Origin of the sequence: Desulfovibrio desulfuricans (genome assembly GCF_004801255.1) — a bacterium.
Taxonomy (GTDB): Bacteria; Desulfobacterota; Desulfovibrionia; order Desulfovibrionales; family Desulfovibrionaceae; genus Desulfovibrio; species Desulfovibrio desulfuricans_C.
Genome location: NZ_CP036295.1, coordinates 2,100,828 through 2,123,945 on the forward strand (window position 1 = coordinate 2,100,828; position 23,118 = coordinate 2,123,945).

A 23,118-nucleotide genomic window follows, 5' to 3' on the forward strand; every position below is an offset into this window, starting at 1 on the left:
GACGCTTGCGAAGAATTTGCGCTACGCGTATAGTATAGTGATGGAAACAAGTCCGCAAGTGACCGTATCTGTTCAGGGGCCGCTGTTGCGCGTGTGCGTTGGCGGGCGCTGGAATATGGACGAACCCTGGCCCAGGGAGGCAGCCGCCGCCCTGTCCCAGACCGCCGACCAGCGCATCCGCGAAGTGTGCCTTGCCAGCGAGGCCCTTGGGCAGTGGGACAGCACACTGCTTGTCTTTGTGGTACAGATGGTCAAAGCGGCTCGCGTCCGCAATCTCACGTTGCGCACCGAGCTGCCCGAAGGACTTGAGCGCCTCATCAAGCTGGCCTTTGCCGTACCCGCCAAGGAGGGCTCGGCCCGCAGCAAGAGCACGGCGGGCTTTGTGACCCGCGTGGGCGAGAGCGTGCTGGCATTGCCGCCCAAGCTTTATGATTTTCTTAATTTTCTTGGCGAAGTGGTGCTTTCCATCTGGCGGCTGTTTTTGGGCCGGGCCAAGATGCGCCCCATGGACCTGTTTGCGGCCATGCACGAATGCGGGGTGGCAGCCCTGCCCATCATATCGCTGACCAGCCTGCTGTTTGGCCTTATTCTGGCCTTTGTGGGCGCTGTGCAGCTTACCCAGTTTGGCGCGCAGATATACGTTGCCGGGCTGGTGGGCATAGGCATGCTGCGAGTCATGGGTGCCATCATGGTCGGCGTTGTCATGTCGGGCAGGGTGGGCGCGGCCTACGCCGCCCTTATCGGAACCATGCAGGTGAATGAAGAGGTAGACGCCCTCTCCACGCTTGGCATTTCTCCCCACGATTTTCTGGTATTGCCGAGGGTGCTGGCCCTCATGGCCATGATCCCCCTGCTGACCCTGTATGCAGACCTGATGGGCATTATTGGCGGTTTTTTGGTGGGCACGGCCATGCTGCACCTCAACCCGCTGGAATACGTCAACGCCACCATCCAGATGGTTCCGTTCAAGCATGTGATTATCGGTCTTGTGTACGGAACGGTTTTTGGCGCCATTGTGGCCGTGGCCGGGTGCTATCAGGGCATACGCTGCGGGCGCAGCGCCCAGGCCGTGGGCCAGGCCACCACCACCGCGGTGGTGCAGGCCATTGTGGGCATTATTGTGGCCACAGCCATCATCACCATCATCTGCAACGTGCTGGAAGTGTAACATGCCCGACGCCGCGCGACCTTCCATCGACCTTTCCCGCCTGAGCGCCGCCGAGGGAGCCCTTGCGGATGACGGCATACGCATACGGGTGCGCGACCTCACGGTGGGCTTTGGCTCGTTTGTGCTCATGCGCAACGTGTCGTTTGACGTGCGCGTGGGCGACATTTTTATGGTCATGGGCGGCTCCGGCTGCGGCAAAAGCACGCTGCTGCGCGTGCTCATGGGCCTCAAGGAACCACAACAGGGAAGCATCGCCTATAACGGCGAAGACTTCTGGAACGGTACGGAAGAAAGCCGCCGCCGCATCATGCGCAGCACAGGCGTGCTGTTTCAGGGAGGCGCGCTGTGGAGTTCCATGACCCTGGCGGAAAACGTGGGGCTGCCCCTGCAGCAGTACACTGACCTGTCTGAAGATGAAATCAGGGAGCAGGCTTCGCTCAAGCTGGCGTTGGCGGGTCTGGCCGGTTTTGAAGACTATTACCCCTCGGAGATCAGCGGCGGCATGCGCAAACGCGCGGGTCTGGCGCGCGCGCTGGCCCTTGACCCGCAGATACTCTTTCTGGACGAGCCCTCCGCGGGGCTTGACCCCGTAAGCTCGCGCCTGCTGGACGACCTTATCCTCGAGCTGCGCGACAGCCTGGGCACGACCTTTGTCATTGTTTCGCACGAGCTGTCGAGCATTTTTACCATTGCCCGCAACAGCATTTTTCTTGATGCGCAAAGCAGAACAGTCACCGCCAGCGGCAACCCCAGCGAGATGGCAAAGAACCCCTCCACCGACCAGAGCGCCATGCTCTTTTTGACCAGAGGCGGCATGCGCGGGCATACTGAAGCGCAGGCCGACGACGCGCAGGCGTCAACGTCACACAAGGAACAAGCCCGATGAACTCGCAATCATACAAGACGACTGTTGGCGCTTTTGTGCTGGGGGGCCTTGCCCTGCTGGTCATGGGCATCATCCTGCTGGGCGGAGGTCGCCTTTTCAGCAATGACCTTGAATACGTCATGTACTTTGACGGCTCGGTCAGCGGGCTTTCTACCGGCGCGCCGGTGGTGTTCAGGGGCGTGCCCATGGGCAGCGTTACGCGCATCAACCTGGTGGCCAATTCGCGCGACTCCAACGTGACCATCCCCGTTTACGTGCGCATCGACGAGCGCAGCTTTGTCCGCGCCAGCGGCACGGCCACGCCTTCGGAATCTTTTCAGCAGGAGATCATCCGCCGCATGGTGCAGCGGGGCCTGCGGGCGCGCCTGCAGCTGCAAAGCCTCATCACCGGCCAGTACCGCGTGGAGCTTGATTTCTATCCGTCCACGGCGGCCAACTTCCGCTCCGCTACGCCGGACATGGAAATTCCCACCATCCCCTCGCCCATCGACACGCTGCAGAGCACGCTTTCGCAGATGCCGCTTGAGCAGATGGTCAACTCACTAAGCGCCGTGCTGCAAAACCTGGCTCTGGGCCTGAGCGACGACAAACTTGGCAGGGCGCTCACGGCATTTACCGAAACCTTTCAGGAGGCCCACGGCATTCTGCACGCTGGCTCCATACGCAATAATACGGAGCAGGTTCTCAACAACCTGAGTTCTGCCAGCGACTCGGTGCAAAAAGAGCTGCCCGCCACCATGATCGCCTTCCGCGAGGGCATGCAGAGCATGGCCGTCGCGGCGGATCAGCTGCGCGTGGCCACGGCCTCGGCCCAGGGCATACTGGGGCGCGATTCGCCCACCATGAACGACCTGCGCCGTCTTCTCAAGGAAAGCACCGATGCCATGCGCGCCATGCGTGCCCTGGCCGAAACGCTTGAACGCAATCCCGAAGCGCTGCTCCGGGGTAAGCAAGGAACACGCTGATGCAACGCAATATCCTTATACTCTCGCTTGTGCTGCTTGCGCTTTTGAGCGGCTGCGGACGCAGCGCGCCCACGCGCTACTTCCTGCTAGAAAGCGCGCTCGACCCGGTCAAGGCCGACAGCCTGCCCAGCAAAAATCTGCGGGTGGCGCAGGTTACCGTACCGGATTATCTGGACCGCAACAGTATTGTCAGCCGCGTGAACGGACAGACCGAGCTGGTAGTCTCGCAGTTTCACGCCTGGGCCGAGCCTGTGGCGCACGGCGTACGCCGGGTGGTGCAGGAGGTGCTTACCCCTCCCATGCTTGCGGCCGGGTTTAATGTGCTGGCGGCAGGCGACGACACCAGGGCGGACTATGTGCTGCTGATCGACTTGCAGCGCCTGGACGGCAACTTTGACTCCTGCGCCGTGCTTGAAGCGCGCTGGACGCTTAAAAACCGTCACGACGACGTGATCGCCCGCGGCATCTATGCAGACGCAGAAGCGGTAAACGGCAAAACCTACGACACGCTCACCGCAGCGGAAAGCCGCATGGTGCGTCGCATGGCGGAGCATCTGGGCAACCGACTGCCGGAACTGACACGGAGCAAACCATGACCAGGGCCGAGGATGCAGACGACCCCGCGCGGGAGCAACGGTGCAACAAAATTCTGCTGGTGGACGATGCGCCGGAAAACCTGCGTATCCTCAGCGAATGCCTGCGCGACAAATACACCATCATGTTTGCCAAAAACGGGCCGGACGCCCTGCGGCTGGCCCGATACCAGCCGCCGCCGGACCTCATCCTTCTGGACGTGATCATGCCCGGCATGGACGGCTATGAAGTGTGCAGAAAATTGCGGGACGAAACGCAGACGCGCGATATCCCCATTATGTTCATCACCGCCCAGAATGAAGAAACAGACGAAGCCAAGGGCCTCTCGCTGGGCGCGCAAGACTACATCACCAAACCCTTCCGCTCGTCCCTTGTACGCAACCGCGTAGCCAACCAGCTCAAATACAAACGCTATCGCGACCACCTCAACGACATGGTGTTCGAGCGCACGCACCAGCTGGCCCTCACCCAGGAGGCCACCATTCACGCCATGGCCAGCCTGGCCGAATGGCGCGACACCGAAACCGGCGCCCACATCAAACGCACGCAAAATTATGTAAAGACCCTGGCCCTCTACATTTCCCAGCTGCCCCAGTACAGGGACGAGCTGGACCTGGACTCCATCTCGTGGCTTTACCTCTCCGCCCCGCTGCACGACGTGGGCAAGGTGGCCATTGCCGATACCGTGCTGCACAAGCCCGGCCCCCTCACCGACGAGGAGTACGAGGCCATGAAGGAGCACACCACCCACGGACGCGCCGTGCTGGCCTCGGCAGACAAATTTTTGGGCGAAAACTCCTTTTTGCGCATCGCCAGCGACATTGCCTATTGCCACCATGAGCGATGGGACGGCAAGGGCTACCCGCGCGGGCTGTCGGGCAGGGAAATCCCGCTTTCGGCACGCCTCATGAGCGTGGCCGACGTTTACGACGCGCTGCGCAGCAAACGCGTGTATAAACCCTCCATGCCGCACGAGACAGCCGTGCGCATCATTGTGGATGGCCGGGGAACCCAGTTTGACCCGGACATTGTGGACGCCTTTGTCGCCCTGCAGGAAGACTTTCGCAATATCGCCAGCAAGTATTCCGACATGTAGGGCGCCGGCGGCTGCGCGCGCAACCGCCGCACCCAGCCGGGGCTACCGCCCCTCATGCTCGGCAAACACGTCCCTTGCGGCAAAAAGCCCGTTGAGCGCAGCGGGAAAACCCGCGTACACGGCCATCTGCATGATGACCTCCATGATTTCCTGCCGCGTGCAGCCCACATGCAGGGCGGCGGCAATATGCACGCGCAACTGCGGCGCGGCATTGCCCATGGCAGTCAGGGCCGCCACCACGGCTATTTCACGGCTTTTCAGATCCAGCCCTGACCGAGAGTAAATATCGCCAAAAGGAAACTCCACAAGATACCGTGCAAAATCCGGGCTGATGGCCCGCACGCTTTCAAGCACCTCTTCTCCGCCCCTTCCGTCCACACGTTCCAGCATGGCAAGCCCTGCGGCATAACGATCATTCTGCATAAAAATCTCCTTTAAGGCCGCTGCACCACGGCCACTGGCGAATATGTATGCCGTTGCGCGGGCTTTGCCTCTTGCTGATTTGGTGATACCTTTAAGGTATGGCAAACGATGTATTTGATACGCCGGACTGGCGGCTGCTGCGCTATTTTTCGATAGTTGCCCAAGAGGGCAGCATGCGCCGCGCCGCAGACAGGCTGTTTATGACCCAGCCGCCCCTGAGCCGCCACATGCAGCGTCTGGAAGAGATGCTGGGCGTCACCCTGTTTACGCGGCACAGCAAGGGACTGTCGCTGACCGCCGAAGGGCTGGCAGTGCTGCGCATAGCGCGCCCCGTGCTGGAGGCGCAGGACGCGGCGGCTGACCGCCTGCGCAATCTCGGACGCAGCGATGCGGCAAAAGCGGACAAGACGCTGACCGTCGGCCTGACGACCGCTTTTGAACAGGGAGTTTTTTTGCGCTTTATCCAGCATGTGGAAACGCACTGGAGCGGCGCAACGCGCTTTGTGCGGCAGTCGTCCCCCCGGTTGGCGCGGGACGTACGCCGGGGTAAACTGGATGCCGCCCTGGTGGCCCTACCCCTTGACCATGCGGGCATACGGCTTTGCCCCCTGCCCTATGCCGAACCCCTGCTCGCAGTTTTGCCCGGCTGCCGCCACGACGCACCAGCCATGGCCCGCCCGGAGCAGGAACGTCTCTCCCTGCAAGGCCTCAACGACAGGCCTCTTTTTTGGTTCAGGCGCGAGAGCAACCCCGCCTTTTTTGACCACATGCGCGGCGTATTTGCACAGGTGGGGTTTGCGCCCGCCCATCTGGAAGAGCCGGAAGAATACGATGTGCTGCTGGCCCGCATTGCGCAGGGCGAGGGCATGGGGCTGTTGCCCCGCTCGTTTTCCGCCATTGGGCGCGAGGGTGTGGAGTTTTGCCCGCTGGCCGAGGCAGGACTATTGCAGTTGCGCCTTGGGTTGGCGCTGCCCCTGCGCGACGGCGGCAACGGCGCTGCCGCAGATGCCGCCCTGGGGCAGGATGCCGCGCCGCCGGCCGAGCGCATGCTTGCGGACGCCGCCCGCTGCCTGGGCTGAAGCAGGCCCTAAAAGGCGCAAGGGGCAGAGAGGTGGCGGGCTGAAAAGCACCGCACCGCGCAAAAAAGCCCGGCAGCCAAAGCCACCGGGCAGAATGCGCACTGCGCAAAAAATACTTACTGCTTTATCATGACCTTGGCTGGGCGCAGCAGGCGGTCGCCAAGCCTGAAGCCGCGCTGCATCACGCGGGCCACGGAGTTGGGCGCAAAATCGGGCCGGTCTTCAAATCCCACTGCTTCGTGCACGTTGGGGTCAAACTCTTCACCTTCTTCGCCCAGAGGCTTGAGTCCGTGCTTTTCCACCACATCAAGCAGCAGTTTGTGTGTCATGGCCACGCCCTGCAGCATGTCCTTGCAGGCTTCGTGCTTGCTGCCGTAACGCAGGGCCAGATCAAGGTTGTCCAGCGTGGGCAGCAGGTCGCCAAGGACCTTCTCCGCCGCGTAGCGCATCTGCTCTTCATGCTCGCGCGTGAGGCGTTTCTTGAAATTGTCCATCTCAGCGGCGGTGCGCAGGCGCATTTCGTTCAGCTCGGCCTTGCAGCGCTCTTCGGCGCTTTGTGCGGCTGCCGCTTTGTCGAGGGCGGCTTCGTCGTGCGCTGCGTCGGCAGCATTTTTGCCCGCGTTTTGCCCAAACAAAATGCCGTCTTCTTCAAGAAAACCATCTTCAGGCTTTTCGGGCTGGCACTCTGCCCGCTCGTCGGCGTGGCCGCCCTGCTGTCCGTAGGGATGGTTTATTTTATGACGCTGCATGCTTCCTCCTGAATCGACCCCTGACGGGTCTTGATGCTTTCAGTTAAGTAAGTATGCTTATCCTCCCTGTCAAGGCGCTGCCGTAACAGCACAAAGTTTTGCGCTGCCCCGCGCCGCCGCCCGCCATAGCGCCTCTGGCAGGCCATCTGCGCCTCGACATTCTGCGTCGGCTTCTGTATATTGCTCGCACCAGAAGAGGAACAGCACTATGACATGCCGAATTTTGACGCTGCAACATGAACAGGAATGGCCCGCGCTGGCCCAGTGGCTGCAAGGGCGGCGCAACCCCGGCAACGGGGTGGAAAGCGCCGTTAACGACATTATCTCTGCTGTACGACAAAAGGGCGACGACGCCCTGGTGGAGTACACGCGCAATTTTGACTGCCCCGATTTCGCCCCGCCGCTGCGCGTCAGCGAGCAGGAAATCGCCAAGGCGGCCGCCTCGGTAACTATCGAAAGCCGTGAGGTTATCGGCGAGGCTGCTGCCAATATACGCTCTTTTCACGAGGCCCAGGTTGAAAAATCCTGGTTTCTCACCCGGCCCGACGGCAGCATTCTGGGTCAGCAGGTTACCTCGGTTGACGCGGGCGGCCTGTATGTGCCCGGCGGCCAGGGGGGCAACACGCCCCTTGTCTCCAGCCTGCTGATGAGCGCCATACCCGCCCAGGTGGCGGGCGTGCCGCGTCTGGCCGTGTTTACGCCGCCGCGCAAGGACGGCACGGTCAACCCGCATATTCTTGCGGCCGCGCACCTGCTTGACATCGACGAGGTCTACCGCGTGGGCGGGGCATGGTCCATTGCGGCCATGGCCTACGGCACGCAGACCATCCACCCTGTGGACGTCATTGCCGGCCCCGGCAACATCTTTGTCACCACGGCCAAGCGCCTGGTGCAGGGCTCGGTGGGCATAGACATGATTGCCGGACCCAGCGAAGTACTGGTGCTGGCAGATTCGTCGGCCAACCCGGCGTGGCTTGCCGCCGATATGCTTTCGCAGGCGGAGCACGACGCCCTGGCCTCGGCCATCTGCATTACCGACGACGCCCGTCTGGCCGACGCCCTGCAGCAGGAGCTCAAAAAGCAGTGCGCAGCCCTGCCCAGAGCCACCATCGCAGCCCGCGCGCTTGAAGACTGGAGCGCCATTGTGGTTACGCCCAACATCTCCATAGCTGTGGCTGTGGCCAATATGGTGGCCCCAGAACACCTTGAGCTGTGCACCCGCGACCCCTGGGCCGTGCTGCCGTTTATACGGCACGCCGGGGCCGTGTTTATGGGCCAGCACAGCCCCGAGCCTGTGGGCGACTATTTTGCCGGACCCAACCATGTACTGCCTACGCTGGGAACGGCGCGGTTTTCCTCGGCCCTTTCGGTGCAGACCTTCTGCAAAAAAACCAGCATTGTGGCCGCTTCTTCAACCTTTTTACAGCAGAATATGCAGTCCATAGCCGCCCTTGCCCGGCTTGAGGGCCTGGAAGCCCACGCCCGCTCCGTTGAAGCGCGTGGAAAAAAATAAAGGGCTGGAGGAATCAGGAGCCATCATGAAAGTCGTGGTAAAAACAGAGATCAGCGCCTACCCTCTTCTTTCACGCGGGAAAGTGCGCGATATCTACGATGTGGACGAAAAAAACCTGCTCATTGTCACCACTGACCGCATGTCGGCCTTTGACGTGATCATGAATGAACCCATCCCCTACAAGGGCGTGATCCTTAACCAGATCACCCTGTTCTGGATGGAAAAATTCAAGGATATCATTCCCAATCACCTGGTTGAAAGCGACGTTAACCGCTTCCCCGCTGCCCTGGCCCCCTGGAAGGACGAGCTTGAAGGCCGCGCCGTTATCGTGCGCAAGGCCAAACCCCTGCCGATCGAGTGCATTGTGCGCGGCTACATCACCGGCTCCGGCTGGAAGGATTACAAGGCCACCGGCACCCTGTGCGGCTACAAGCTGCCCGCCAACCTGCGCGAATCGGACAAGCTGGAACCGGCGCTGTTTACGCCTTCCACCAAGGCCGAGCTTGGCAAGCACGACGAAAACATCAGCGTAGCCCAGGCGGCTGAACTGCTTGGCGCGGAAACCGCCGCCCAGGTCGAACGCACCACGCTTGCCATTTACGAGGCCGGGCGCACACATGCCGCCGGTCGCGGCATTATCGTGGCGGACACCAAGTTTGAATTTGGCTTTATCGACGGCAAGTTGCACCTCATTGACGAAGTGCTTACGCCCGACTCCTCGCGCTTCTGGCCTGCCGACCAGTATCAGCCCGGTCAGGGCCAGCCCAGCTTTGACAAGCAATACCTGCGCGACTGGCTTGAAAAACAGCCATGGAACAAACAGCCCCCGCCGCCCGCCTTGCCTGAAGAAATCATCAAAGCCACGGCGAACCGCTATCAGGAAGCTTACAACATCCTGACAAAGTAAAAAATCAAGCGCGTCCGGCACATCAGTGTTGGACGCGCATTGGCGTGAAGGTCTCGGTACTTTTTTCACAAAGTTTCGGGTCTCTTCATCGACCTGTCGTCCTCTGTCCGACAGCGCCGCGTTGTTACATGCGGCGGCTTTTTTTCGCCTGAACGGTCGCTGTCGCTATTTTGATACACCTCTGTCCGATTTTTCGGTTTGTATTTTTTCAGGAGGCTCCATGCTGCTGCAAGGAAAGAAAGCTCTTATACTGGGTTTGGCCAACAACAGAAGCATCGCTTACGGCATTGCCAATGCCCTTAAGGAACAGGGCGCCCGCCTGGCGTTCAACTATGTGGGCGAAGCCATCAAAAAGCGTGTCGAACCCCTGAGCGATGAGCTCGGCGGAGAATTTACGTTTCAGTGCGACGTTTGCGACGATGCGCAGATTCAGGCTGCCGCCGACCTCGTCAAGGAAAAATGGGGCGACCTGGACATACTTGTGCACTCTGTGGCCTTTGCCAACCGCGAAGACCTGGGCGGCCGCTTTGTCGACACCTCGCGCGAAGGCTTTCGGCTGGCCCTGGATGTTTCGGCCTACTCGCTTACCGGTGTCTGCCGCGCTTTTGAGCCCCTGCTGCACGAAGGCTCGTCGGTCATAACCATGACCTACCACGGCTCTACCAAGGTTATTCCCGGCTACAACGTCATGGGCGTGGCCAAGGCCGCGCTTGAGGCCTCCGTGCGCTACCTTGCGTGCGACTTTGGCACCAAGGGCATCCGCGTAAACGCCATCAGCGCAGGCCCCATCAAGACCCTGGCAGCCTCTGCCGTTTCCAGCATGAAGGATCTGTGCAGCATTGTTGACCGAAACGCCCCCCTGCACCGCAACGTCACCACGGGCGACGTGGGCGGCACGGCCCTGTACCTTGCCTCTGACCTTGCCCATGCCGTGACCGGTCAGGTGGTCTATGTGGACAGCGGTTTCAGCACCATAGGCGTGATGGGCTAACGGCTTCTGTGGCTGCCCGCCGCATTTGCGGCGCTGGCGGCAACACCTGAACGTGCGCACGCGCACTGGCGCGGCCTCAGCGGCCTGAAGCCGTCAGAAGGATCGATCATGGACATCCTGACACTGAACGCACTGGGTATCACCGTCATGGCTATCTTCGGCCTGTGGGTCTTTTATCGTGCCGCCCAAATTACAAAAAAGCGGCGGCAGGATGATGAGCGCAAAAACAACGACCGCAAGGACGACTAAGGCCAGGCGCATCAACGTAACGCGCGCATGATTATGCCAGGGCCCGCAGGCAATCGCCTGCGGGTCCTGTTTCAGTCCGCAATGGCGCAATTTAAGCTTTTGGCAGGCTTGCAAAACAGGGCTGCGCCGGTCGTAAAAATTGCAACAAACTGCCCATATTCATTTTTTTTGCTTGCAATTGCTCACTGCCTGCTATATAGGTATTCGGCTTTGAGCGGTGAACATCACCGAATGGAGAGGTGTCCGAGCTGGTCTAAGGAGCACGATTGGAAATCGTGTGTACGTTAATAGCGTACCGGGAGTTCGAATCTCCCCCTCTCCGCCAGATTTCAAGGGGTTACTGAAAAACAGTAACCCCTTTTTTGTAACTGCCCGCTGCAGTTTGCAGTACTAGCTGAAAGCATCCCCAAGCCGCCGCAGCCCATCAGGTACAGCGCATCGTGGAACGATATCGCCATCACTTCGGCATTTGACATCTCGTTTTATCTCTCTCACGCCAGCCAGATTCGTCTAAATACGCTCACGGTCGTGCACTGCTCTTTATCTTACCGGCCTCAAATCAATCTGGCTCGCCTGCCCGATACAGAATTCATGAATGCCCTCAACCAACATCTCTATTTGCTGCTGAATGCTGGCGACAACGCTTCCGCCCTCGCCATCCAGGCTGCCCGCCTGCTGGCTGAGCTGCCCGTGGGCCTGGGCATTGTCCTTGTGGTCATAGCATGGTGCAGGCAGAAAGAACGGCGATTTTTTGCGCGGCGCCTGCTCCTGTCCGTGGCGCTGGCCATGGGCGCGGCAGTAGCCGCTCGCGCGCTGTTTTACAATCCCCGACCTTTTGTGCTGGGCCTTGGCCGCATGCTGATCGAGCACGAGGCCACGTCGTCCTTCCCCAGCCTGCACGCTACATTTTTGTTTTCTCTGGCCTTGCCGCTGCTTGCCATGCATGGTTCGCGCAGTATTGGCCTTATGGTTTTTGCGTCGGGAATCATGGTCGCATGGGCGAGGATATTTGTGGGGGTGCATTACCCCTTTGACATGGCTGGCGCAGTTGTCACCGCTGCAATGGCGACAGCCGTAGCCTGCGCCGTTGTAAAAAGAGCACGGCCGCCCCGCATTGTCTATCTGCAACGCTAGCGCTGCGCGTGGCGGCAACAAACGCACAATGGTGAAAGGCTTCATCCCCCCCGTACAGACACTGCAACGCAGGCAATATGGGTGCACTAGGTGTAGAGTGTCAACACGTTGTTCACCCTCCCAGCCTTGAAGCTTGAGGTTTTCTGCCAAGAGCCGAGTGTGGTCGCAAGAAATTATAACGATGCGTCCATATCGGCAGATACGCTGTTCTTTTCCAAGAGTGGGTATATGTTTCTGCGTATGCCCACTCTTGCATTGCTGTTCTGATGAAGCGTTCAGCCTTGCCGTTGGTTTGTGGTCGATAAGGCCGTGTCCGCTTATGCGTTATTCCGAACTCACGACAGGCGTCACGAAACTTCCTTGACCTGTAGCAAGATCCGTTATCTGTCAGAATTCGTTCTATCTTGATGCCGTGTGAGGCGTACCATGAAACGGCAAACCATAAAAATTCTACCGCCGATTTGGCTGTTTCGTCTGGAAGGACGGCGGTGTACGCAGCTCTGGAAGCATCATCCACGCACACGTGCAGGTATTCCCATCCTGGCCGTCTGCGATGAACTTGCCGCGTTCCCGCTTTTCTATGCCCAACGCCATCAATCTTGCCCAGCTTTTTGATGTCCAGGTGCAGCATTTGCCCTGGATTTTCCCATTGATAGCGCTGAATTGGTTCCTTGTGTTCCAGTGATGATAACCGTGAACAGGCAAGTTGCCGCAGAACACGAAAAACACTGCTTCGGCAAATGCCCAGGCGTAGGGCGATTTCATCCCCGGTTTTTCTCTCTTTTCGCAGCGTGTATATCTGACAAAAATCAAGCTCAGATAGTATGTTGCGACAATGTCTGGGGCGCGAACTGCGGTCTGCAAGTGCGTCTTGCCCACCATGAGCATGCCGACTTTTCCACTTCCTCGCGGTGCGCAAACTTACGCCATAACCAGCCGCCACTTTTGCCGCTGGTTCATGCTGCATACGCCGCACCATTTCTTCTCGACTACGAACCGTCAGTTTGGCATTCTTATGGCTGTTCACCCTTTCCCTCTCTCGGTTTGCTGTGTGTGGTAACTCCAGCTTTACCGATTTGGGGAGGGTGAACAACCTATTGGAACATTACAACTAGGCCTGCGCATACAAGCAACTACTACAAGCGGACGCGGCGATGCTCACCTGCGGCGTGAACCAGTGCCCTCATACAGGGCAAGGACCTTAAAAATATCGTTCTGGTTTTGCGCAAGCTCATCATGTGCGGCATCGGCCTGCTGCTTGAGAATTTTCTCCGCCCGTTTCAAAAAGGCCTCAGCGCCTTTGGTCTTGTAAGTTTCTTCGCTGCCAACGCTGATATTGACTGTTTTTCCATCGCCAACAGGCGAAACCAGCATTTTTTGTCCATCATACAATATAAAAACTTTTTCATCTTTGCTTTTGAGCACATTCAAGACAAGTCTTAATTTATAATTCATACTTACTCCATTTTTTTGCGCTATCAATTTAATATAATACAACACTATAATTGTTGTCTAAAAATAATTTTTGAAAAATAATTTTAAATCACATATCTAGCTGAACCATTTGATAATAGTGCAATAAAAGATGTTTTTATTCAAAAATAACCATTATTTTAAAAAAATATTTGTTGACATTTCATTGACTCAGCCCTACTTTCACCTATCACTGATTGGGTATAGTAAATTTTTCGCCAGAGACTTTACATGGGTAAGGCTTCAAGCAGAAAGTCTACCTACCGTAACCCCCATGGAGTCTATAATGGCTACTTCTATTTATGTCGGCAATCTTTCCTGGTCTGCCACCCAGGACGGCGTTGAATCCCTGTTCAAGTCTTACGGTCAGGTTCTTTCCGTTAACCTGATTTCGGACCGCGAAACCGGCCGTGCGCGTGGTTTTGGCTTTGTTGAAATGGAAGACGGCGACGCCGTCAACGCCATCGCTGCTCTCGACGGCAAGGAAGTTGACGGACGCGCCCTGCGCGTCAACAAGGCCGAGCCCAAAAAGCCCGCCGCCCGCCGCTGGTAAGACCACCAAGCATTGACTATGCAGAAGGCCGTGAGTAATCACGGCCTTCTTTTTTGTATTGAGGCCCGTTGGCGGCACAGACCGCGACAAGCCCCATCAAACGATCCACAAATTACAAACCGTGTTGCCTGTCTGGCAGCGGTATAAAACAAGGGCCGCAATAGTACGGCCCTGATTTTATCGCTTGGTTTTAAAAAATCGCCGCGTCGAGGCGTTTCCGTAATTCACTAGCAAATGACCGCAAATTATTACTAAAATCATCTTTTTTTACTAACGATGTATTCATTCCCAACCATTTATGCAATTTCAAATCATCTGATGCTGGCGGCAAACTATCAAGGTAATTATTCCAACCAGATAAAATTCGTTCTATCTCAACACGCTGTTTTGAGTTAATCCGCAAAGTCCATTCTCCTATTCCTTTTCAAAAAAAAGTACCTCCTTTGCCGGGCAAGCAACAAACTGGTTTGCCAGGGCAAAATAAAATACAGGTTATTTATCTGCTGAAGCAGAAACAAAAATTTTCATGAGCTTTGATTGCTGCCCAGATGGGCAACATTGCCCACAGCGGAGCCTTCGGCTTTATACATGGAGAGCACCTGACAGGTGTCCTGCCCCGCTCGCATTTCATCCCATCCGGTCACGTCTGTTTGACAGGATTTCTACAATTTTTTTGATAAAATCATCCGCTCCTTTTGTTTTATGTGACACATTGTCATCAATGTTGATGTTCATTGTTTTCCGTTGCCAGCAGGAGTGATTGTCATTTCATGACCGTCTTCGATAGTAATTTTTTACTACCAACACTCTTAAGCGCTATGGGGGCCAGCTCATACATATAGTCCATAATCCAGCCCCTTCGCATTACTGTTGAATACAGAATAGCACCACAAGCAAAAACAGTCTGTATAATCATATAAAATTAAAAAAAATTATATAGAATGATATTATAGCAATACAACTTGTTTTGAAGATATTGATCAATCTTGCAGGACGCCACCCGCGCCACGTCCGCCTTCACCCCGGTTTTGCCCGCATGTCAACCGCACGGTTATTGGCGTCGCACCCCAAACAGATATCCTCACTGCCAGTGCGCAACGCGCACGCCGCTTTCTGCTCAGCGCTGGAGCCGCACTGGTTGTTGACGCAAGGACAGTAACCGCTGCCGGAGTTGACGAATTGCACTCAGCCCTCGCGCTAGCTGTAATGTTTCCATAGGTTGTTCACCCGCACTTCAATCGGTAAAGCTGGAGTTGCCAGACAACAGCAAACCGAATGAGGAAGCGGGTGAACTGCCATAAGAATGCCAAACTGACGGTTCGTACGTAATCGAGCAGAAATGGTTCAGAGGATGCTGCATCAACCAGCGGCAAAAGTGGCGGCTGGTTATGGCGTAGGTTTGCGCACCGCGAGGAAGTGGAAAAGTCGGCATGCTCATGGTGGGCAAGACGCACTTGCAGACAGCAGTTCGCGCCCCAAACGTTGTCGCAACAAACTATCTGAGCTTGATTTTTTTCAGATATACACGCTGAGGAGAGAGAGAAAAACCGGGGATGAAATAGCCCTACGCCTGGTCATTTGCCGGAGCAGTGTTTTTCGTGTTCTGCGGCAACTTGCCTGCTCACGGTTATAATCGATGGAACACAAGGAACCAATTCAGCGCTATCAATGGGAAAATCCAGGGCAAATGCTGCACCTGGACATCAAAAAGCTGGGCAAGATTGATGGCGTTGGGCATAGAAAGGCGGGAACGAGGCAAGTTCATCGCAGACGGCCAGGATGGGAATACCTGCACGTGTGCGAGGATGATGCTTCCAGAGCCGCGCACGCCGCCGTCCTCCCAGACGAAACAGCCGAATCGGCGGTAGAATTTTTATGGTTTGCCGTTTCATGGTACGCCTCACACGGCATCAAGATAGAACTAATTTTGACGGATAACGGATCTTGCTACAGGTCGAGGAAGTTTCGTGAGGCCTGTCGTGAGTTCGGAATAACGCATAAGCGGACACGGCCTTATCGACCACAAACCAACGGCAAGGCTGAACGCTTCATCAGAACAGCAATGCAAGAGTGGGCATACGCAGAAACATATACCCACTCTTGGAAAAGAACAGCGTATCTGCCGATATGGACGCATCGTTATAATTTCTTGCGACCACACTCGGCTCTTGGCAGAAAACCTCCAGCTTCAAGGCTGGAAGGGTTAACAACGTGTTGACTCTCTACAGCTAGGGCGGCAAACGCAGGTTTGCCGCTTTTTTTCTGCATGCTCTTGACACTGATCAAACAATGTTGAAATATCATTGTATGGAAAGCAAAACCGCTGCAAGCATATTTGAAGCCCTCTCATCAGAGGTACGCCTGGATCTCTTCAGGCTGCTGGTCAAAAACGCCCCGAACGGCCTTGTGGCGGGCGACATCGCGCGGCAGTTGGGCATCCCCTCCACTAACCTTTCCTTTCACCTCAAGGCTGTTGTGCACAGCGGTCTTGTGACGGTTGAAAAAGAGGGGCGCTTTATGCGTTACAAAGCCAACATCGCCCTTATGCTTGAGGTCATAGCCTACCTTACGGCAGAGTGCTGCTCTGCCAACCCCGGAGAATGCCAACGCTTCCGGGTTGCCAGTGGTGTACTGCCAGGAATTTTGCCCAGCATATTACCTGACCGCTAGCGGGATGCATTTTTTTTGTTTTTAAATATCAACATTTCAACAAATATCAAAATATGAGCACGCGCCATGAGCAAACAAGACAAACAACAATGCTGCTGTGAGACAAACAGCCTGAAAAAAGCAGGCGCTTCATCCGGGCCTAACTGGAACAGCAAATACGCCCTTGTCATAACCGCCCTGGCGATATTGTGGGGAATGGCGTACGTGGCAATACAGCCAGCGGCCCACTGGCTGGCCGTCGGCGTTTTCGGTCTTGCGCAAGGTTCGCCCATGGCCGAATCGGTGGAGTTTTTCTTTTACGACACGGCTAAAATTCTGCTTTTGCTGGCGGCGCTCATCTATGCCATTGCCTGGGCGCGCGCTGGCCTCAATGTGGAGCGCGTACGCGACTACCTTAGCGGCAAGGCGCGCGGGCTGGGCTATTTTTTGGGTTCGTCGTTCGGCGCCATAACGCCCTTCTGCTCCTGCTCCAGCATCCCGCTGTTTCTGGGTTTTACCACGGCCAATATCCCGGTGGGCATCACCATGTCCTTTCTCATCACCTCGCCGCTCATCAACGAACTGGCGGTGGTTTTGCTGTGGGGGCTGCTGGGCTGGAAGATAACCGTGGCCTATGTGGTCGTGGGCATGGTCGCGGGCATTATCGGCGGCTACCTGATGGACGCCTTGCACGCCGACCGCTGGCTGCACCCCGCCATACTCGAGGCCATAGCCAGCATGCCCGCGCAACCGACCCCGGTTACGGCTTCCGCTTCCGCCCGCAAGATATCCCTGCGCCAGCGGCACGACTTTGCCTGGGGTGAAACCTCGTCCATTTTCAGACGCGTATGGAAGTGGGTGATCATCGGCGTGGGCCTTGGGGCCGCCCTGCACGGTTTTGTGCCCGACAACTGGTTTGCGCAGCATCTGGGTGCGGGCGAATGGTGGTCGGTGCCGCTCTCGGTGCTGCTGGGCATCCCCCTGTATTCCAGTGTTACGGGCATTATCCCCGTGATGGAAAGCCTCCTGGGCAAGGGGCTGCCCCTTGGCACGACGCTGGCTTTCTGCATGAGCACCGTTGTGGTCAGCCTGCCCGAAATGATCATGCTGCGGCAGGTTATGACCCCCCGCCTGCTGGCTGTTTTTGTGGGCTATCTGCTGACTATGTTCACCCTGGTGGGCTGGCTGTTCAATTTGCTTGGATCATTCACGATGTAAAAACAGGAGAACGCATATGGAAATCAAGGTATTCGGCCCCGGCTGCACCCGCTGCGTAGAGGCCGAGGGCGTGGCGCGGCAGGCGGCGGCCCAGGCGGGTGGGGATATTACGGTAAACAAGGTGACTGACTTCAGAGAGATCATGGCCGCGCGCGTCATCTCCACCCCTGCGGTCATGATTGACGGCAGTATAAAATGCACGGGCAGGGTTCCCAGCGTCGAGGAAGTGGCCCAATGGATTGAAGAGGCCAAAAGCTAACCCTGCAGACCCGCATGGATATTTTCGGCCCGCCGCGCCCGGCAACCCGCTTGCCCCGCACGGCGGGTCACGCTATTGTGCGCTGTGTTCAGGGTGCAGTTTCGCCCACTTTCAACAAGGCCCAAAACCCATGCACTATCCGCACATTGCCCTGCTCAAGACCGTGAGCCTTTTTCTGGTTGTGGTCATGCACTGCGTCATGTTCTTTGCCACGCCCTTTCCCTTCTGGAAGCTGTACGCCGATGCGCCGCAGCCCTTTGCCGACCTGCTCACGGCCATATCGGGTTCAACGCTGATTCAGTGCTTCATGCTGGCCTCTGGCTTTCTGTTTGCTGCCGCGTGGGATTCCGGCAAGCGCACCCCGCTGCAGCACCTGTTGCACCGTGGACGCAGGCTCTTGCTGCCCTGGTTTGGCGTGGGCATGCTGTGGATAGCGCCGCTGTACTGGCTTTTTTCCATCCCCGCCTTTGGGCACCCAGCCGACGCCAGCCTGCTGGAAACGTGGAAGACCGTAGCCCTCGGCCTGTTCACCGACCATCTGTGGTTTTTGCTGGTGCTGTTTTGGGTGACGGTTTTCTGGATTGCCGCCCTGGCGGCTCTGAACAAATGCGGGCGCGACACGGTTGTTGCGGGCGGGCTGACGGCTCTGGCAGCGGCACTGTGCCTGCAAAACTACGGCGGCTGGCTCAAGTGGTACTGCCTGTGGGAAGCGCCATCGTTCATTCTTTGCTACTATCTGGGCATTGTGGTTTTCAGAAACCACGAGGCGCTTGACGCGCTCTGCCGCAGGCGGCCTCTGGCCGTGGGCACCGGTCTGCTGGCGCTGATAATGCTGCTGTGGCCGTATGCCCTTGCCCCTGTGAGCGGCTGGGTTGTTTCACTGCTCTGCGCCCTGCTTGGCTATCATCTGTTTTTGCTGGCAGGCGGCATCTACCCCTGGCTGCAGGCCTTTGCGCCCTATGCCTGGTTTGAGCGCAACGGCTTTCGCCTGTATCTTTTTCACTTGCCCACGCCGCTGCTGGTCTTTATGTGGCTGTACAAACCTCTGCAGCTGCCGCCCGTGGCCTTTATCGTACTGAACATTGCCATAACCCTGACGGTGACGGCGGCCATTGTTGCCGCCAGCCGCAAGCTGGAGGCCCGGCTGGGCCTCAGGCTGTAGCGGATTGCCCCGCGCAGAAGGCACACATTCCCCCGCATTCCCAGCTCCGGCGTGCGCGTTGCGGCGCAACGCTCAAAACTTATTACGGGAGAGTCGCCATGATGGGATTTATTAAACTGCTGTTGTCGTTTGCACCGTGGCTGTCGTTTTTAATCATTGCCCACGGCAGCATGTTTCGGCTGGAGCTTGGCTTGTGCGTTGCCCTGGGCCTCAGCATTATCATGGGTGTGCTGCGGCTGCACCGGGGGATAATTCTGTGGGTGGGGCTGGCCTTTTTCAGCGCGGCGGCAGTGCTTGTGATCGGTTTCAAAAACATGTGGACCGTGCAGTACATGGGCGTGCTGGCCAATGGCTCGCTGGCTCTGGGAACCTGGGCCGGGGTTGTCACCGGCAAGCCCTTTACCCTTGAGTATGCCAAGGACCACACCGACCCGGCGTTGTGGAGTTCGCCCTTCTTTTTGCGTTCCAATACCATCATAGCCTCGGCGTGGGGCGGCGCGTTTACCTGCAACGCCCTGCTGGCCTGGCTGAAAATGAAGCAGCTCTTTTTTTCAGAACTTACCTGCGAGCTGCTCTCCTACACGGTGCTCATTGGCGTGGCCGTGTTTACGCAATGGTATCCGGCCTATCTGCGGGGTTTGCGGGCAAAGAGGACAGAGGCCGCATAGCTCCGCGCCGCCATTGAGACAGCGCGCCCCAATCCTCAGGCCGCCCACGCGGATACAGCGGTATCATGGCCCGCGCCGCATCCGGCGCCGGATTGCATATTGACAAGAGGGGCGAAGGGGAGCATGCGCTTTAACACATCATGCATCGGCCTGTTGGCAGGCCCGAATTTTTGTAACATTCAAGGATATCTTGCCATGAAGAAGACCGCACTGATCCTTGCCCTGTTGATGAGCACCTTTATGCTCACCGCCTGTGGCTCCAAGTACATTGCCGTTACCAAGGATTACACCATTTACATCGGCACCAAAAAGCCCGTGATCAATCCCGAAAACGATTCCGTGAGCTTTGAGGACGATACAGGCAAAACCCACACCATCCCCCGCGAAGACCTCAAGCAGGTTCGTCCCCTGCCCTAATAAGCATCAATTTGCTTGGTCAGGCCGCGTCACAGAGCGCAAAAAGGCAGCCGCCCTACAGTCAATGGACCGTAGGGCGGCTGCCTCAGTTATGGTCTGAAAAACCTTAGAACACGGGCACGATGCCGCGTTCAACCAGGTTCTTCTGGATATACGCCTTTACTTCGGGCGACAGCACGGCCTTCATCAGGGCCTTGGCCTTGGGGCTGTCCTTGTCTTCGCTGCGCACAACCACAATGTTGGCGTAGGGCGATTCGCTGCCTTCCATGACAATGGCGTCGCGCGAAGGCACCAGACCGGCTTCGCCGGCAAAGTTGGTATTGATGACGGAGGCTGTCACGTCGTCAAGGGTGCGGGGCAGCTGGGCGGCGTCAAGCTCGTGGAACTTGAGACCCAGGGGGTTCTTGGTGATGTCGGCCGCGGTCACAAGCGCACCGGACTTGATGGCGATGACGCCGTTGGCTTCAAGCAGACGCAGGGCGCGGGCCTCGTTGGTGGGGTCGTTGGGCACGGAGATGCTGTTGCCCTTCTTGAGGTCGGCCAGCTTTTTGATCTTTTTGGAGTACACGCCCAAGGGTTCGATATGCACCTTGCCGATAGAGACAAGGTCAAGCTTCTTTTCCTTGTTCATGTTGTCGAGATAGGGCTCGTGCTGGAAAAAGTTGGCAAACAGCTGCTTGCTGGCCAGGGCCATGTTGGGCTGCACGTAGTCGGTAAATTCCTTGATGACAAGGTTGTAGCCTTCCTTGGCCAGCAGGGGCTTGGCCGCCAGCATAATGTCCTTATGCGGGAAGGGGGTCACGCCGACAACGATGTCTTCAGCGGCGAACGAGGGGGCGGCCAGCGCCAGAACCATGGCCAGAGACAAAAGCAGACGTTTCATAAGCGCTCCTGCAGGATAAAGTGGATAAAATTCACACGCCGCCGGGGCCTAGCGCAATATCTTGTACAGAAAGTTGCACACGCCCTGGATAAGCAGCACGAGAAGACAAAGGATAATGACCGAATACACCATGATATCGACCTGAAAGCGGTTATAGCCGTATTTGACGGCCAGGTCGCCCAGCCCGCCGCCGCCCACGGTTCCGGCCATGGCCGAATACCCCAGCAGCGTAATGGCGATAACAGCCACGTTGAGCACAATGGAAGGCAAGGCCTCGGGAATCAGCACGCGAAAGATGATCTGCGTATTGCTGGCCCCAAACGACCGCGCCGCTTCAATGACGCCCCTGTCCACCTCGAGAAAGCAGGTTTCGATGAGCCGCGCCACAAAGGGAGCGGCCGCGATGGTCAGCGGCACAATGGCCGCCGCGCTGCCTATGGAGGTGCCCACCACAAGGCGGGTAAAGGGAATAAGGGCGATGAGCAGAATGATAAAGGGGAACGAGCGCAGCAGATTGACCACAAAATCCACTGCCTGATACACCGAGCGGTTGGGCTTGAGGCCGATGGGGTTGGTCACAATCATCAATATGGCCAGCAAAAAACCCGAGAGCAGTGAAAACAGCGTGGAAAGCAGCACCATGTCCAGCGTTTCCCACGTTGCCGTAACGATCTCCGGCAGCTTTTCCAAAAACCGCTCCCACAGCGGGTAGTAGGCCGCAAGGGCGCTTGTGTTCTCAATCATGCTGCTCACCCGCGTCTTCAGTGTAGGCCAGAATTTCCCAAAAGAGGTTCTGCGTCTTCAGGTAGTGCAGCACCGCATCCAGGTCTTTGTCCTGAACATTGATGATAAGAAAGCCAAATACGTCGTCAAGGTAGCGCTCGAGCTTGCCGCCGACGATGGAAAAATCAATGCCCAGGCTGCGCGCCATCTGGGTGATGACGCTCTGCTGCGAAATTTCGCGCGGAAACATGAGGCGGATGTTGGTGCCGCCGGGGATGAGCGTGTACTCGTCCTCGACCATGGCGTGCATTTCCTTGGTGGGCGACAGAAAGAGCTTTTCCGTCTTGCCCATGGCCACGGTTTTACCGCCGTCGAGCATGAGCAGGCTGTGGCAAAGGCGTTTGACCACTTCCATCTGGTGGGTGACCATGATGATGGTGAGGTTGAGCCGCTTGTTGATGTCTTCCAGCAGGTCAAGGATGGACGAGGTGGTCTTGGGATCAAGGGCGGACGTGGCCTCGTCGCACAACAGCACGCGAGGGTTGAGCGCCAGCGCACGGGCAATGCCCACGCGCTGCTTTTGCCCGCCGCTCAGGCTCTGCACGCGCTGTTTGGCCCGGTCGGCAAGGCCCACCAGCTCCAGCAGCTCCATAACGCGCTGCTCGCGCTTTTCCACACCCCACAACGAAAGCGGAAAGGCCACGTTGTCAAAGACGTTTTTGCGCGACATGAGATTAAAATTCTGAAAAATCATGCCCATTTTGCATTGCAGCTCGCGCAGGGCCGTCCCCTCCAGCGAGGAGACCTCCACGCCCATAACGGTGACGCTGCCCATCTGGTAGGGTTCCAGGCCGTTGAGGCAGCGTAGCAAGGTAGACTTGCCCGCGCCAGAATGCCCCACAATGCCGAAAATTTCCCCCTCATGCACATGCATATTGATGTCTTGCAGCACGAGGTGGCTTCCGTAGAGCTTGCCAAGATTGGTTACCTGAATCATGCGATGGTTCCTGAGCCTGTTTTCGGTGTCGCCAGACAATGCGTTATTTGTCGGCGAAAGTAAAGAATTCACGCAGGCGAAGCATGAATAACCCGGCATCATAGACCAAGGCGGCGCTCAAAATCAAGCCGCCTGCCGGGGCCTCGTGAGGCTGGCTGCAACGCTGCCGACGCAGCCCAACAGCCCGGCAGATGTGGCCCCCCTGCGACTGACCCGGAGTGCCGCACCAACCCGCAATGTCGGCCAGAAGACTGACTGCCTGCGTGCAGAGGACGTATATTGACGGCCCATGCGGGCGGTATGCCTTGTCAGTTATTGCTGGCCGGCCAGTACGGTCAGCCTCTACTGGCAGTCTGTACTGG

The 23,118-nt window shown here is 57.4% G+C and carries 28 protein-coding genes and 1 tRNA gene; 22 read left to right on the top strand and 7 right to left on the bottom strand.

The genetic code is table 11. The annotated features are described in order from the left end of the window. Positions 1 to 58: 58 nt before the first annotated feature. The 5 genes from DDIC_RS08745 (at position 59) to DDIC_RS08765 (ending at position 4,709) form a co-directional block, all read left to right on the top strand. Positions 59 to 1,168 (top strand): MlaE family ABC transporter permease, encoded by a 1,110-nt coding sequence (locus tag DDIC_RS08745; protein ID WP_247647433.1) that lies wholly within the window; start codon positions 59 to 61, stop codon positions 1,166 to 1,168. Between the two features lie 127 nt (positions 1,169 to 1,295). Beyond that, positions 1,296 to 2,054 carry an ABC transporter ATP-binding protein gene (locus DDIC_RS08750; protein ID WP_247647600.1) on the top strand — a complete coding sequence of 253 codons (759 nt, stop codon included), beginning with the start codon at positions 1,296 to 1,298 and terminating at the stop codon, positions 2,052 to 2,054. Further along, the gene (locus DDIC_RS08755) at positions 2,051 to 3,019 is read left to right on the top strand and encodes an MlaD family protein (protein WP_136400086.1); all 969 of its coding nucleotides are present in this window, start codon (positions 2,051 to 2,053) and stop codon (positions 3,017 to 3,019) included. The genes DDIC_RS08750 and DDIC_RS08755 overlap by 4 nt, the downstream gene beginning before the upstream one ends. Next, the gene (locus DDIC_RS08760; RefSeq protein ID WP_136400087.1) at positions 3,019 to 3,615 is read left to right on the top strand and encodes a PqiC family protein; all 597 of its coding nucleotides are present in this window, start codon (positions 3,019 to 3,021) and stop codon (positions 3,613 to 3,615) included. The genes DDIC_RS08755 and DDIC_RS08760 overlap by 1 nt, the downstream gene beginning before the upstream one ends. Then, positions 3,612 to 4,709, top strand: a complete 1,098-nt coding sequence (locus DDIC_RS08765) for an HD domain-containing phosphohydrolase (protein WP_136400088.1) — start codon at positions 3,612 to 3,614, stop codon at positions 4,707 to 4,709. The genes DDIC_RS08760 and DDIC_RS08765 overlap by 4 nt, the downstream gene beginning before the upstream one ends. A 42-nt stretch (positions 4,710 to 4,751) precedes the next feature. Here the strand turns inward: DDIC_RS08765 and DDIC_RS08770 are convergent, their stop codons facing one another. Further along, positions 4,752 to 5,132 carry a carboxymuconolactone decarboxylase family protein gene (locus tag DDIC_RS08770; RefSeq protein WP_136400089.1) on the bottom strand — a complete coding sequence of 127 codons (381 nt, stop codon included), beginning with the start codon at positions 5,130 to 5,132 and terminating at the stop codon, positions 4,752 to 4,754. A gap of 98 nt (positions 5,133 to 5,230) precedes the next feature. On the opposite strand from DDIC_RS08770, the gene DDIC_RS08775 reads away from it, so the two are divergent. Next, a complete protein-coding gene (locus DDIC_RS08775) occupies positions 5,231 to 6,211 on the top strand; it encodes a LysR family transcriptional regulator (RefSeq protein ID WP_136400090.1) in 981 nt (326 codons plus the stop codon). Positions 6,212 to 6,327: 116 nt separating this feature from the next. Here the strand turns inward: DDIC_RS08775 and grpE are convergent, their stop codons facing one another. Beyond that, positions 6,328 to 6,960 (bottom strand): nucleotide exchange factor GrpE, encoded by a 633-nt coding sequence (gene grpE, locus DDIC_RS08780; protein WP_136400091.1) that lies wholly within the window; start codon positions 6,958 to 6,960, stop codon positions 6,328 to 6,330. A 208-nt stretch (positions 6,961 to 7,168) separates the two neighbouring features. Here grpE and hisD point away from each other — a divergent pair, with 208 nt between their 5' ends. The 6 genes from hisD to DDIC_RS08805 all read left to right on the top strand — a co-directional run bounded on the left by hisD (position 7,169) and on the right by DDIC_RS08805 (position 11,754). Continuing rightward, on the top strand, positions 7,169 to 8,473 hold the full coding sequence (hisD, locus tag DDIC_RS08785; protein WP_136400092.1) for a histidinol dehydrogenase: 1,305 nt from the start codon (positions 7,169 to 7,171) through the stop codon (positions 8,471 to 8,473). Between the two features lie 25 nt (positions 8,474 to 8,498). Then, complete coding sequence (locus tag DDIC_RS08790) at positions 8,499 to 9,380, top strand: phosphoribosylaminoimidazolesuccinocarboxamide synthase (RefSeq protein ID WP_136400093.1); 882 nt, start codon at positions 8,499 to 8,501, stop codon at positions 9,378 to 9,380. Between the two features lie 220 nt (positions 9,381 to 9,600). After that, on the top strand, positions 9,601 to 10,371 hold the full coding sequence (locus DDIC_RS08795) for an enoyl-ACP reductase FabI (RefSeq protein WP_136400094.1): 771 nt from the start codon (positions 9,601 to 9,603) through the stop codon (positions 10,369 to 10,371). 108 nt (positions 10,372 to 10,479) lie between these two features. Beyond that, entirely contained in the window at positions 10,480 to 10,620 is a 141-nt protein-coding gene (locus tag DDIC_RS13795) for a hypothetical protein (RefSeq protein ID WP_168732515.1), read from the top strand. Positions 10,621 to 10,853: 233 nt separating this feature from the next. Beyond that, positions 10,854 to 10,945, top strand: a tRNA-Ser gene (locus DDIC_RS08800). Between the two features lie 266 nt (positions 10,946 to 11,211). Then, on the top strand, positions 11,212 to 11,754 hold the full coding sequence (locus tag DDIC_RS08805; RefSeq protein ID WP_136400095.1) for a phosphatase PAP2 family protein: 543 nt from the start codon (positions 11,212 to 11,214) through the stop codon (positions 11,752 to 11,754). A gap of 112 nt (positions 11,755 to 11,866) precedes the next feature. On the opposite strand, the gene DDIC_RS08810 is transcribed toward DDIC_RS08805, so the two are convergent. Both DDIC_RS08810 and DDIC_RS08815 read right to left on the bottom strand, forming a co-directional pair. Then, positions 11,867 to 12,781, bottom strand: coding sequence for an IS481 family transposase (locus DDIC_RS08810; protein WP_168732516.1), 915 nt, complete (start codon positions 12,779 to 12,781; stop codon positions 11,867 to 11,869). A gap of 131 nt (positions 12,782 to 12,912) precedes the next feature. Continuing rightward, on the bottom strand, positions 12,913 to 13,209 hold the full coding sequence (locus tag DDIC_RS08815; protein WP_136400096.1) for a hypothetical protein: 297 nt from the start codon (positions 13,207 to 13,209) through the stop codon (positions 12,913 to 12,915). Between the two features lie 304 nt (positions 13,210 to 13,513). Between DDIC_RS08815 and DDIC_RS08820 the strand changes: the two genes are divergently transcribed. The 10 genes from DDIC_RS08820 (at position 13,514) to DDIC_RS08865 (ending at position 20,153) form a co-directional block, all read left to right on the top strand. Beyond that, the gene (locus tag DDIC_RS08820; RefSeq protein WP_136400097.1) at positions 13,514 to 13,780 is read left to right on the top strand and encodes an RNA recognition motif domain-containing protein; all 267 of its coding nucleotides are present in this window, start codon (positions 13,514 to 13,516) and stop codon (positions 13,778 to 13,780) included. A gap of 975 nt (positions 13,781 to 14,755) precedes the next feature. After that, a complete protein-coding gene (locus DDIC_RS14180) occupies positions 14,756 to 14,998 on the top strand; it encodes a EutP/PduV family microcompartment system protein (RefSeq protein ID WP_136401081.1) in 243 nt (80 codons plus the stop codon). Positions 14,999 to 15,131: 133 nt separating this feature from the next. Next, entirely contained in the window at positions 15,132 to 15,413 is a 282-nt protein-coding gene (locus tag DDIC_RS14185; RefSeq protein ID WP_432612331.1) for a leucine zipper domain-containing protein, read from the top strand. A 54-nt stretch (positions 15,414 to 15,467) separates the two neighbouring features. After that, positions 15,468 to 15,998: an integrase core domain-containing protein gene (locus DDIC_RS14190; protein ID WP_432612332.1), complete on the top strand. Its 531-nt coding sequence runs from the start codon at positions 15,468 to 15,470 to the stop codon at positions 15,996 to 15,998. A gap of 89 nt (positions 15,999 to 16,087) precedes the next feature. Next, positions 16,088 to 16,450 (top strand): ArsR/SmtB family transcription factor, encoded by a 363-nt coding sequence (locus tag DDIC_RS08840; protein ID WP_136400100.1) that lies wholly within the window; start codon positions 16,088 to 16,090, stop codon positions 16,448 to 16,450. A gap of 195 nt (positions 16,451 to 16,645) precedes the next feature. Beyond that, positions 16,646 to 17,647 carry a permease gene (locus DDIC_RS08845; RefSeq protein WP_247647434.1) on the top strand — a complete coding sequence of 334 codons (1,002 nt, stop codon included), beginning with the start codon at positions 16,646 to 16,648 and terminating at the stop codon, positions 17,645 to 17,647. 16 nt (positions 17,648 to 17,663) lie between these two features. Next, on the top strand, positions 17,664 to 17,906 hold the full coding sequence (locus tag DDIC_RS08850) for a thioredoxin family protein (RefSeq protein WP_136400102.1): 243 nt from the start codon (positions 17,664 to 17,666) through the stop codon (positions 17,904 to 17,906). 130 nt (positions 17,907 to 18,036) lie between these two features. Further along, on the top strand, positions 18,037 to 19,068 hold the full coding sequence (locus DDIC_RS08855; protein ID WP_136400103.1) for an acyltransferase family protein: 1,032 nt from the start codon (positions 18,037 to 18,039) through the stop codon (positions 19,066 to 19,068). A gap of 98 nt (positions 19,069 to 19,166) precedes the next feature. Beyond that, positions 19,167 to 19,736 carry a hypothetical protein gene (locus DDIC_RS08860; RefSeq protein WP_136400104.1) on the top strand — a complete coding sequence of 190 codons (570 nt, stop codon included), beginning with the start codon at positions 19,167 to 19,169 and terminating at the stop codon, positions 19,734 to 19,736. 195 nt (positions 19,737 to 19,931) lie between these two features. After that, positions 19,932 to 20,153 (top strand): YgdI/YgdR family lipoprotein, encoded by a 222-nt coding sequence (locus DDIC_RS08865; protein ID WP_168732517.1) that lies wholly within the window; start codon positions 19,932 to 19,934, stop codon positions 20,151 to 20,153. Between the two features lie 106 nt (positions 20,154 to 20,259). Here the strand turns inward: DDIC_RS08865 and DDIC_RS08870 are convergent, their stop codons facing one another. Genes DDIC_RS08870 through DDIC_RS08880 form a run of 3 tightly spaced genes read right to left on the bottom strand, consistent with a single transcriptional unit; the run spans position 20,260 to position 22,756 of the window. Further along, positions 20,260 to 21,036, bottom strand: a complete 777-nt coding sequence (locus DDIC_RS08870; RefSeq protein WP_136400106.1) for a MetQ/NlpA family ABC transporter substrate-binding protein — start codon at positions 21,034 to 21,036, stop codon at positions 20,260 to 20,262. Between the two features lie 48 nt (positions 21,037 to 21,084). Then, positions 21,085 to 21,780 (bottom strand): methionine ABC transporter permease, encoded by a 696-nt coding sequence (locus DDIC_RS08875; RefSeq protein ID WP_136400107.1) that lies wholly within the window; start codon positions 21,778 to 21,780, stop codon positions 21,085 to 21,087. Beyond that, positions 21,773 to 22,756, bottom strand: coding sequence for a methionine ABC transporter ATP-binding protein (locus DDIC_RS08880; RefSeq protein WP_136400108.1), 984 nt, complete (start codon positions 22,754 to 22,756; stop codon positions 21,773 to 21,775). The genes DDIC_RS08875 and DDIC_RS08880 overlap by 8 nt, the downstream gene beginning before the upstream one ends. Positions 22,757 to 23,118: the final 362 nt, after the last annotated feature.

What these genes read in the sequence shown, in the direction of transcription:
- DDIC_RS08750 (WP_247647600.1), top strand. Translation starts at nt 1,296, where the DNA reads ATGCGCAACGTGTCGTTTGACGTGCGCGTGGGCGACATTTTTATGGTC.
- DDIC_RS08755 (WP_136400086.1), top strand. Translation starts at nt 2,051, where the DNA reads ATGAACTCGCAATCATACAAGACGACTGTTGGCGCTTTTGTGCTGGGG.
- DDIC_RS08760 (WP_136400087.1), top strand. Translation starts at nt 3,019, where the DNA reads ATGCAACGCAATATCCTTATACTCTCGCTTGTGCTGCTTGCGCTTTTG.
- DDIC_RS08765 (WP_136400088.1), top strand. Translation starts at nt 3,612, where the DNA reads ATGACCAGGGCCGAGGATGCAGACGACCCCGCGCGGGAGCAACGGTGC.
- DDIC_RS08770 (WP_136400089.1), bottom strand. Translation starts at nt 5,132, where the DNA reads ATGCAGAATGATCGTTATGCCGCAGGGCTTGCCATGCTGGAACGTGTG.
- DDIC_RS08775 (WP_136400090.1), top strand. Translation starts at nt 5,231, where the DNA reads ATGGCAAACGATGTATTTGATACGCCGGACTGGCGGCTGCTGCGCTAT.
- grpE (WP_136400091.1), bottom strand. Translation starts at nt 6,960, where the DNA reads ATGCAGCGTCATAAAATAAACCATCCCTACGGACAGCAGGGCGGCCAC.
- hisD (WP_136400092.1), top strand. Translation starts at nt 7,169, where the DNA reads ATGACATGCCGAATTTTGACGCTGCAACATGAACAGGAATGGCCCGCG.
- DDIC_RS08790 (WP_136400093.1), top strand. Translation starts at nt 8,499, where the DNA reads ATGAAAGTCGTGGTAAAAACAGAGATCAGCGCCTACCCTCTTCTTTCA.
- DDIC_RS08795 (WP_136400094.1), top strand. Translation starts at nt 9,601, where the DNA reads ATGCTGCTGCAAGGAAAGAAAGCTCTTATACTGGGTTTGGCCAACAAC.
- DDIC_RS13795 (WP_168732515.1), top strand. Translation starts at nt 10,480, where the DNA reads ATGGACATCCTGACACTGAACGCACTGGGTATCACCGTCATGGCTATC.
- DDIC_RS08805 (WP_136400095.1), top strand. Translation starts at nt 11,212, where the DNA reads ATGAATGCCCTCAACCAACATCTCTATTTGCTGCTGAATGCTGGCGAC.
- DDIC_RS08815 (WP_136400096.1), bottom strand. Translation starts at nt 13,209, where the DNA reads ATGAATTATAAATTAAGACTTGTCTTGAATGTGCTCAAAAGCAAAGAT.
- DDIC_RS08820 (WP_136400097.1), top strand. Translation starts at nt 13,514, where the DNA reads ATGGCTACTTCTATTTATGTCGGCAATCTTTCCTGGTCTGCCACCCAG.
- DDIC_RS14185 (WP_432612331.1), top strand. Translation starts at nt 15,132, where the DNA reads ATGCTGCATCAACCAGCGGCAAAAGTGGCGGCTGGTTATGGCGTAGGT.
- DDIC_RS14190 (WP_432612332.1), top strand. Translation starts at nt 15,468, where the DNA reads ATGCTGCACCTGGACATCAAAAAGCTGGGCAAGATTGATGGCGTTGGG.
- DDIC_RS08840 (WP_136400100.1), top strand. Translation starts at nt 16,088, where the DNA reads ATGGAAAGCAAAACCGCTGCAAGCATATTTGAAGCCCTCTCATCAGAG.
- DDIC_RS08845 (WP_247647434.1), top strand. Translation starts at nt 16,646, where the DNA reads ATGGCGTACGTGGCAATACAGCCAGCGGCCCACTGGCTGGCCGTCGGC.
- DDIC_RS08850 (WP_136400102.1), top strand. Translation starts at nt 17,664, where the DNA reads ATGGAAATCAAGGTATTCGGCCCCGGCTGCACCCGCTGCGTAGAGGCC.
- DDIC_RS08855 (WP_136400103.1), top strand. Translation starts at nt 18,037, where the DNA reads ATGCACTATCCGCACATTGCCCTGCTCAAGACCGTGAGCCTTTTTCTG.
- DDIC_RS08860 (WP_136400104.1), top strand. Translation starts at nt 19,167, where the DNA reads ATGATGGGATTTATTAAACTGCTGTTGTCGTTTGCACCGTGGCTGTCG.
- DDIC_RS08865 (WP_168732517.1), top strand. Translation starts at nt 19,932, where the DNA reads ATGAAGAAGACCGCACTGATCCTTGCCCTGTTGATGAGCACCTTTATG.
- DDIC_RS08870 (WP_136400106.1), bottom strand. Translation starts at nt 21,036, where the DNA reads ATGAAACGTCTGCTTTTGTCTCTGGCCATGGTTCTGGCGCTGGCCGCC.
- DDIC_RS08875 (WP_136400107.1), bottom strand. Translation starts at nt 21,780, where the DNA reads ATGATTGAGAACACAAGCGCCCTTGCGGCCTACTACCCGCTGTGGGAG.
- DDIC_RS08880 (WP_136400108.1), bottom strand. Translation starts at nt 22,756, where the DNA reads ATGATTCAGGTAACCAATCTTGGCAAGCTCTACGGAAGCCACCTCGTG.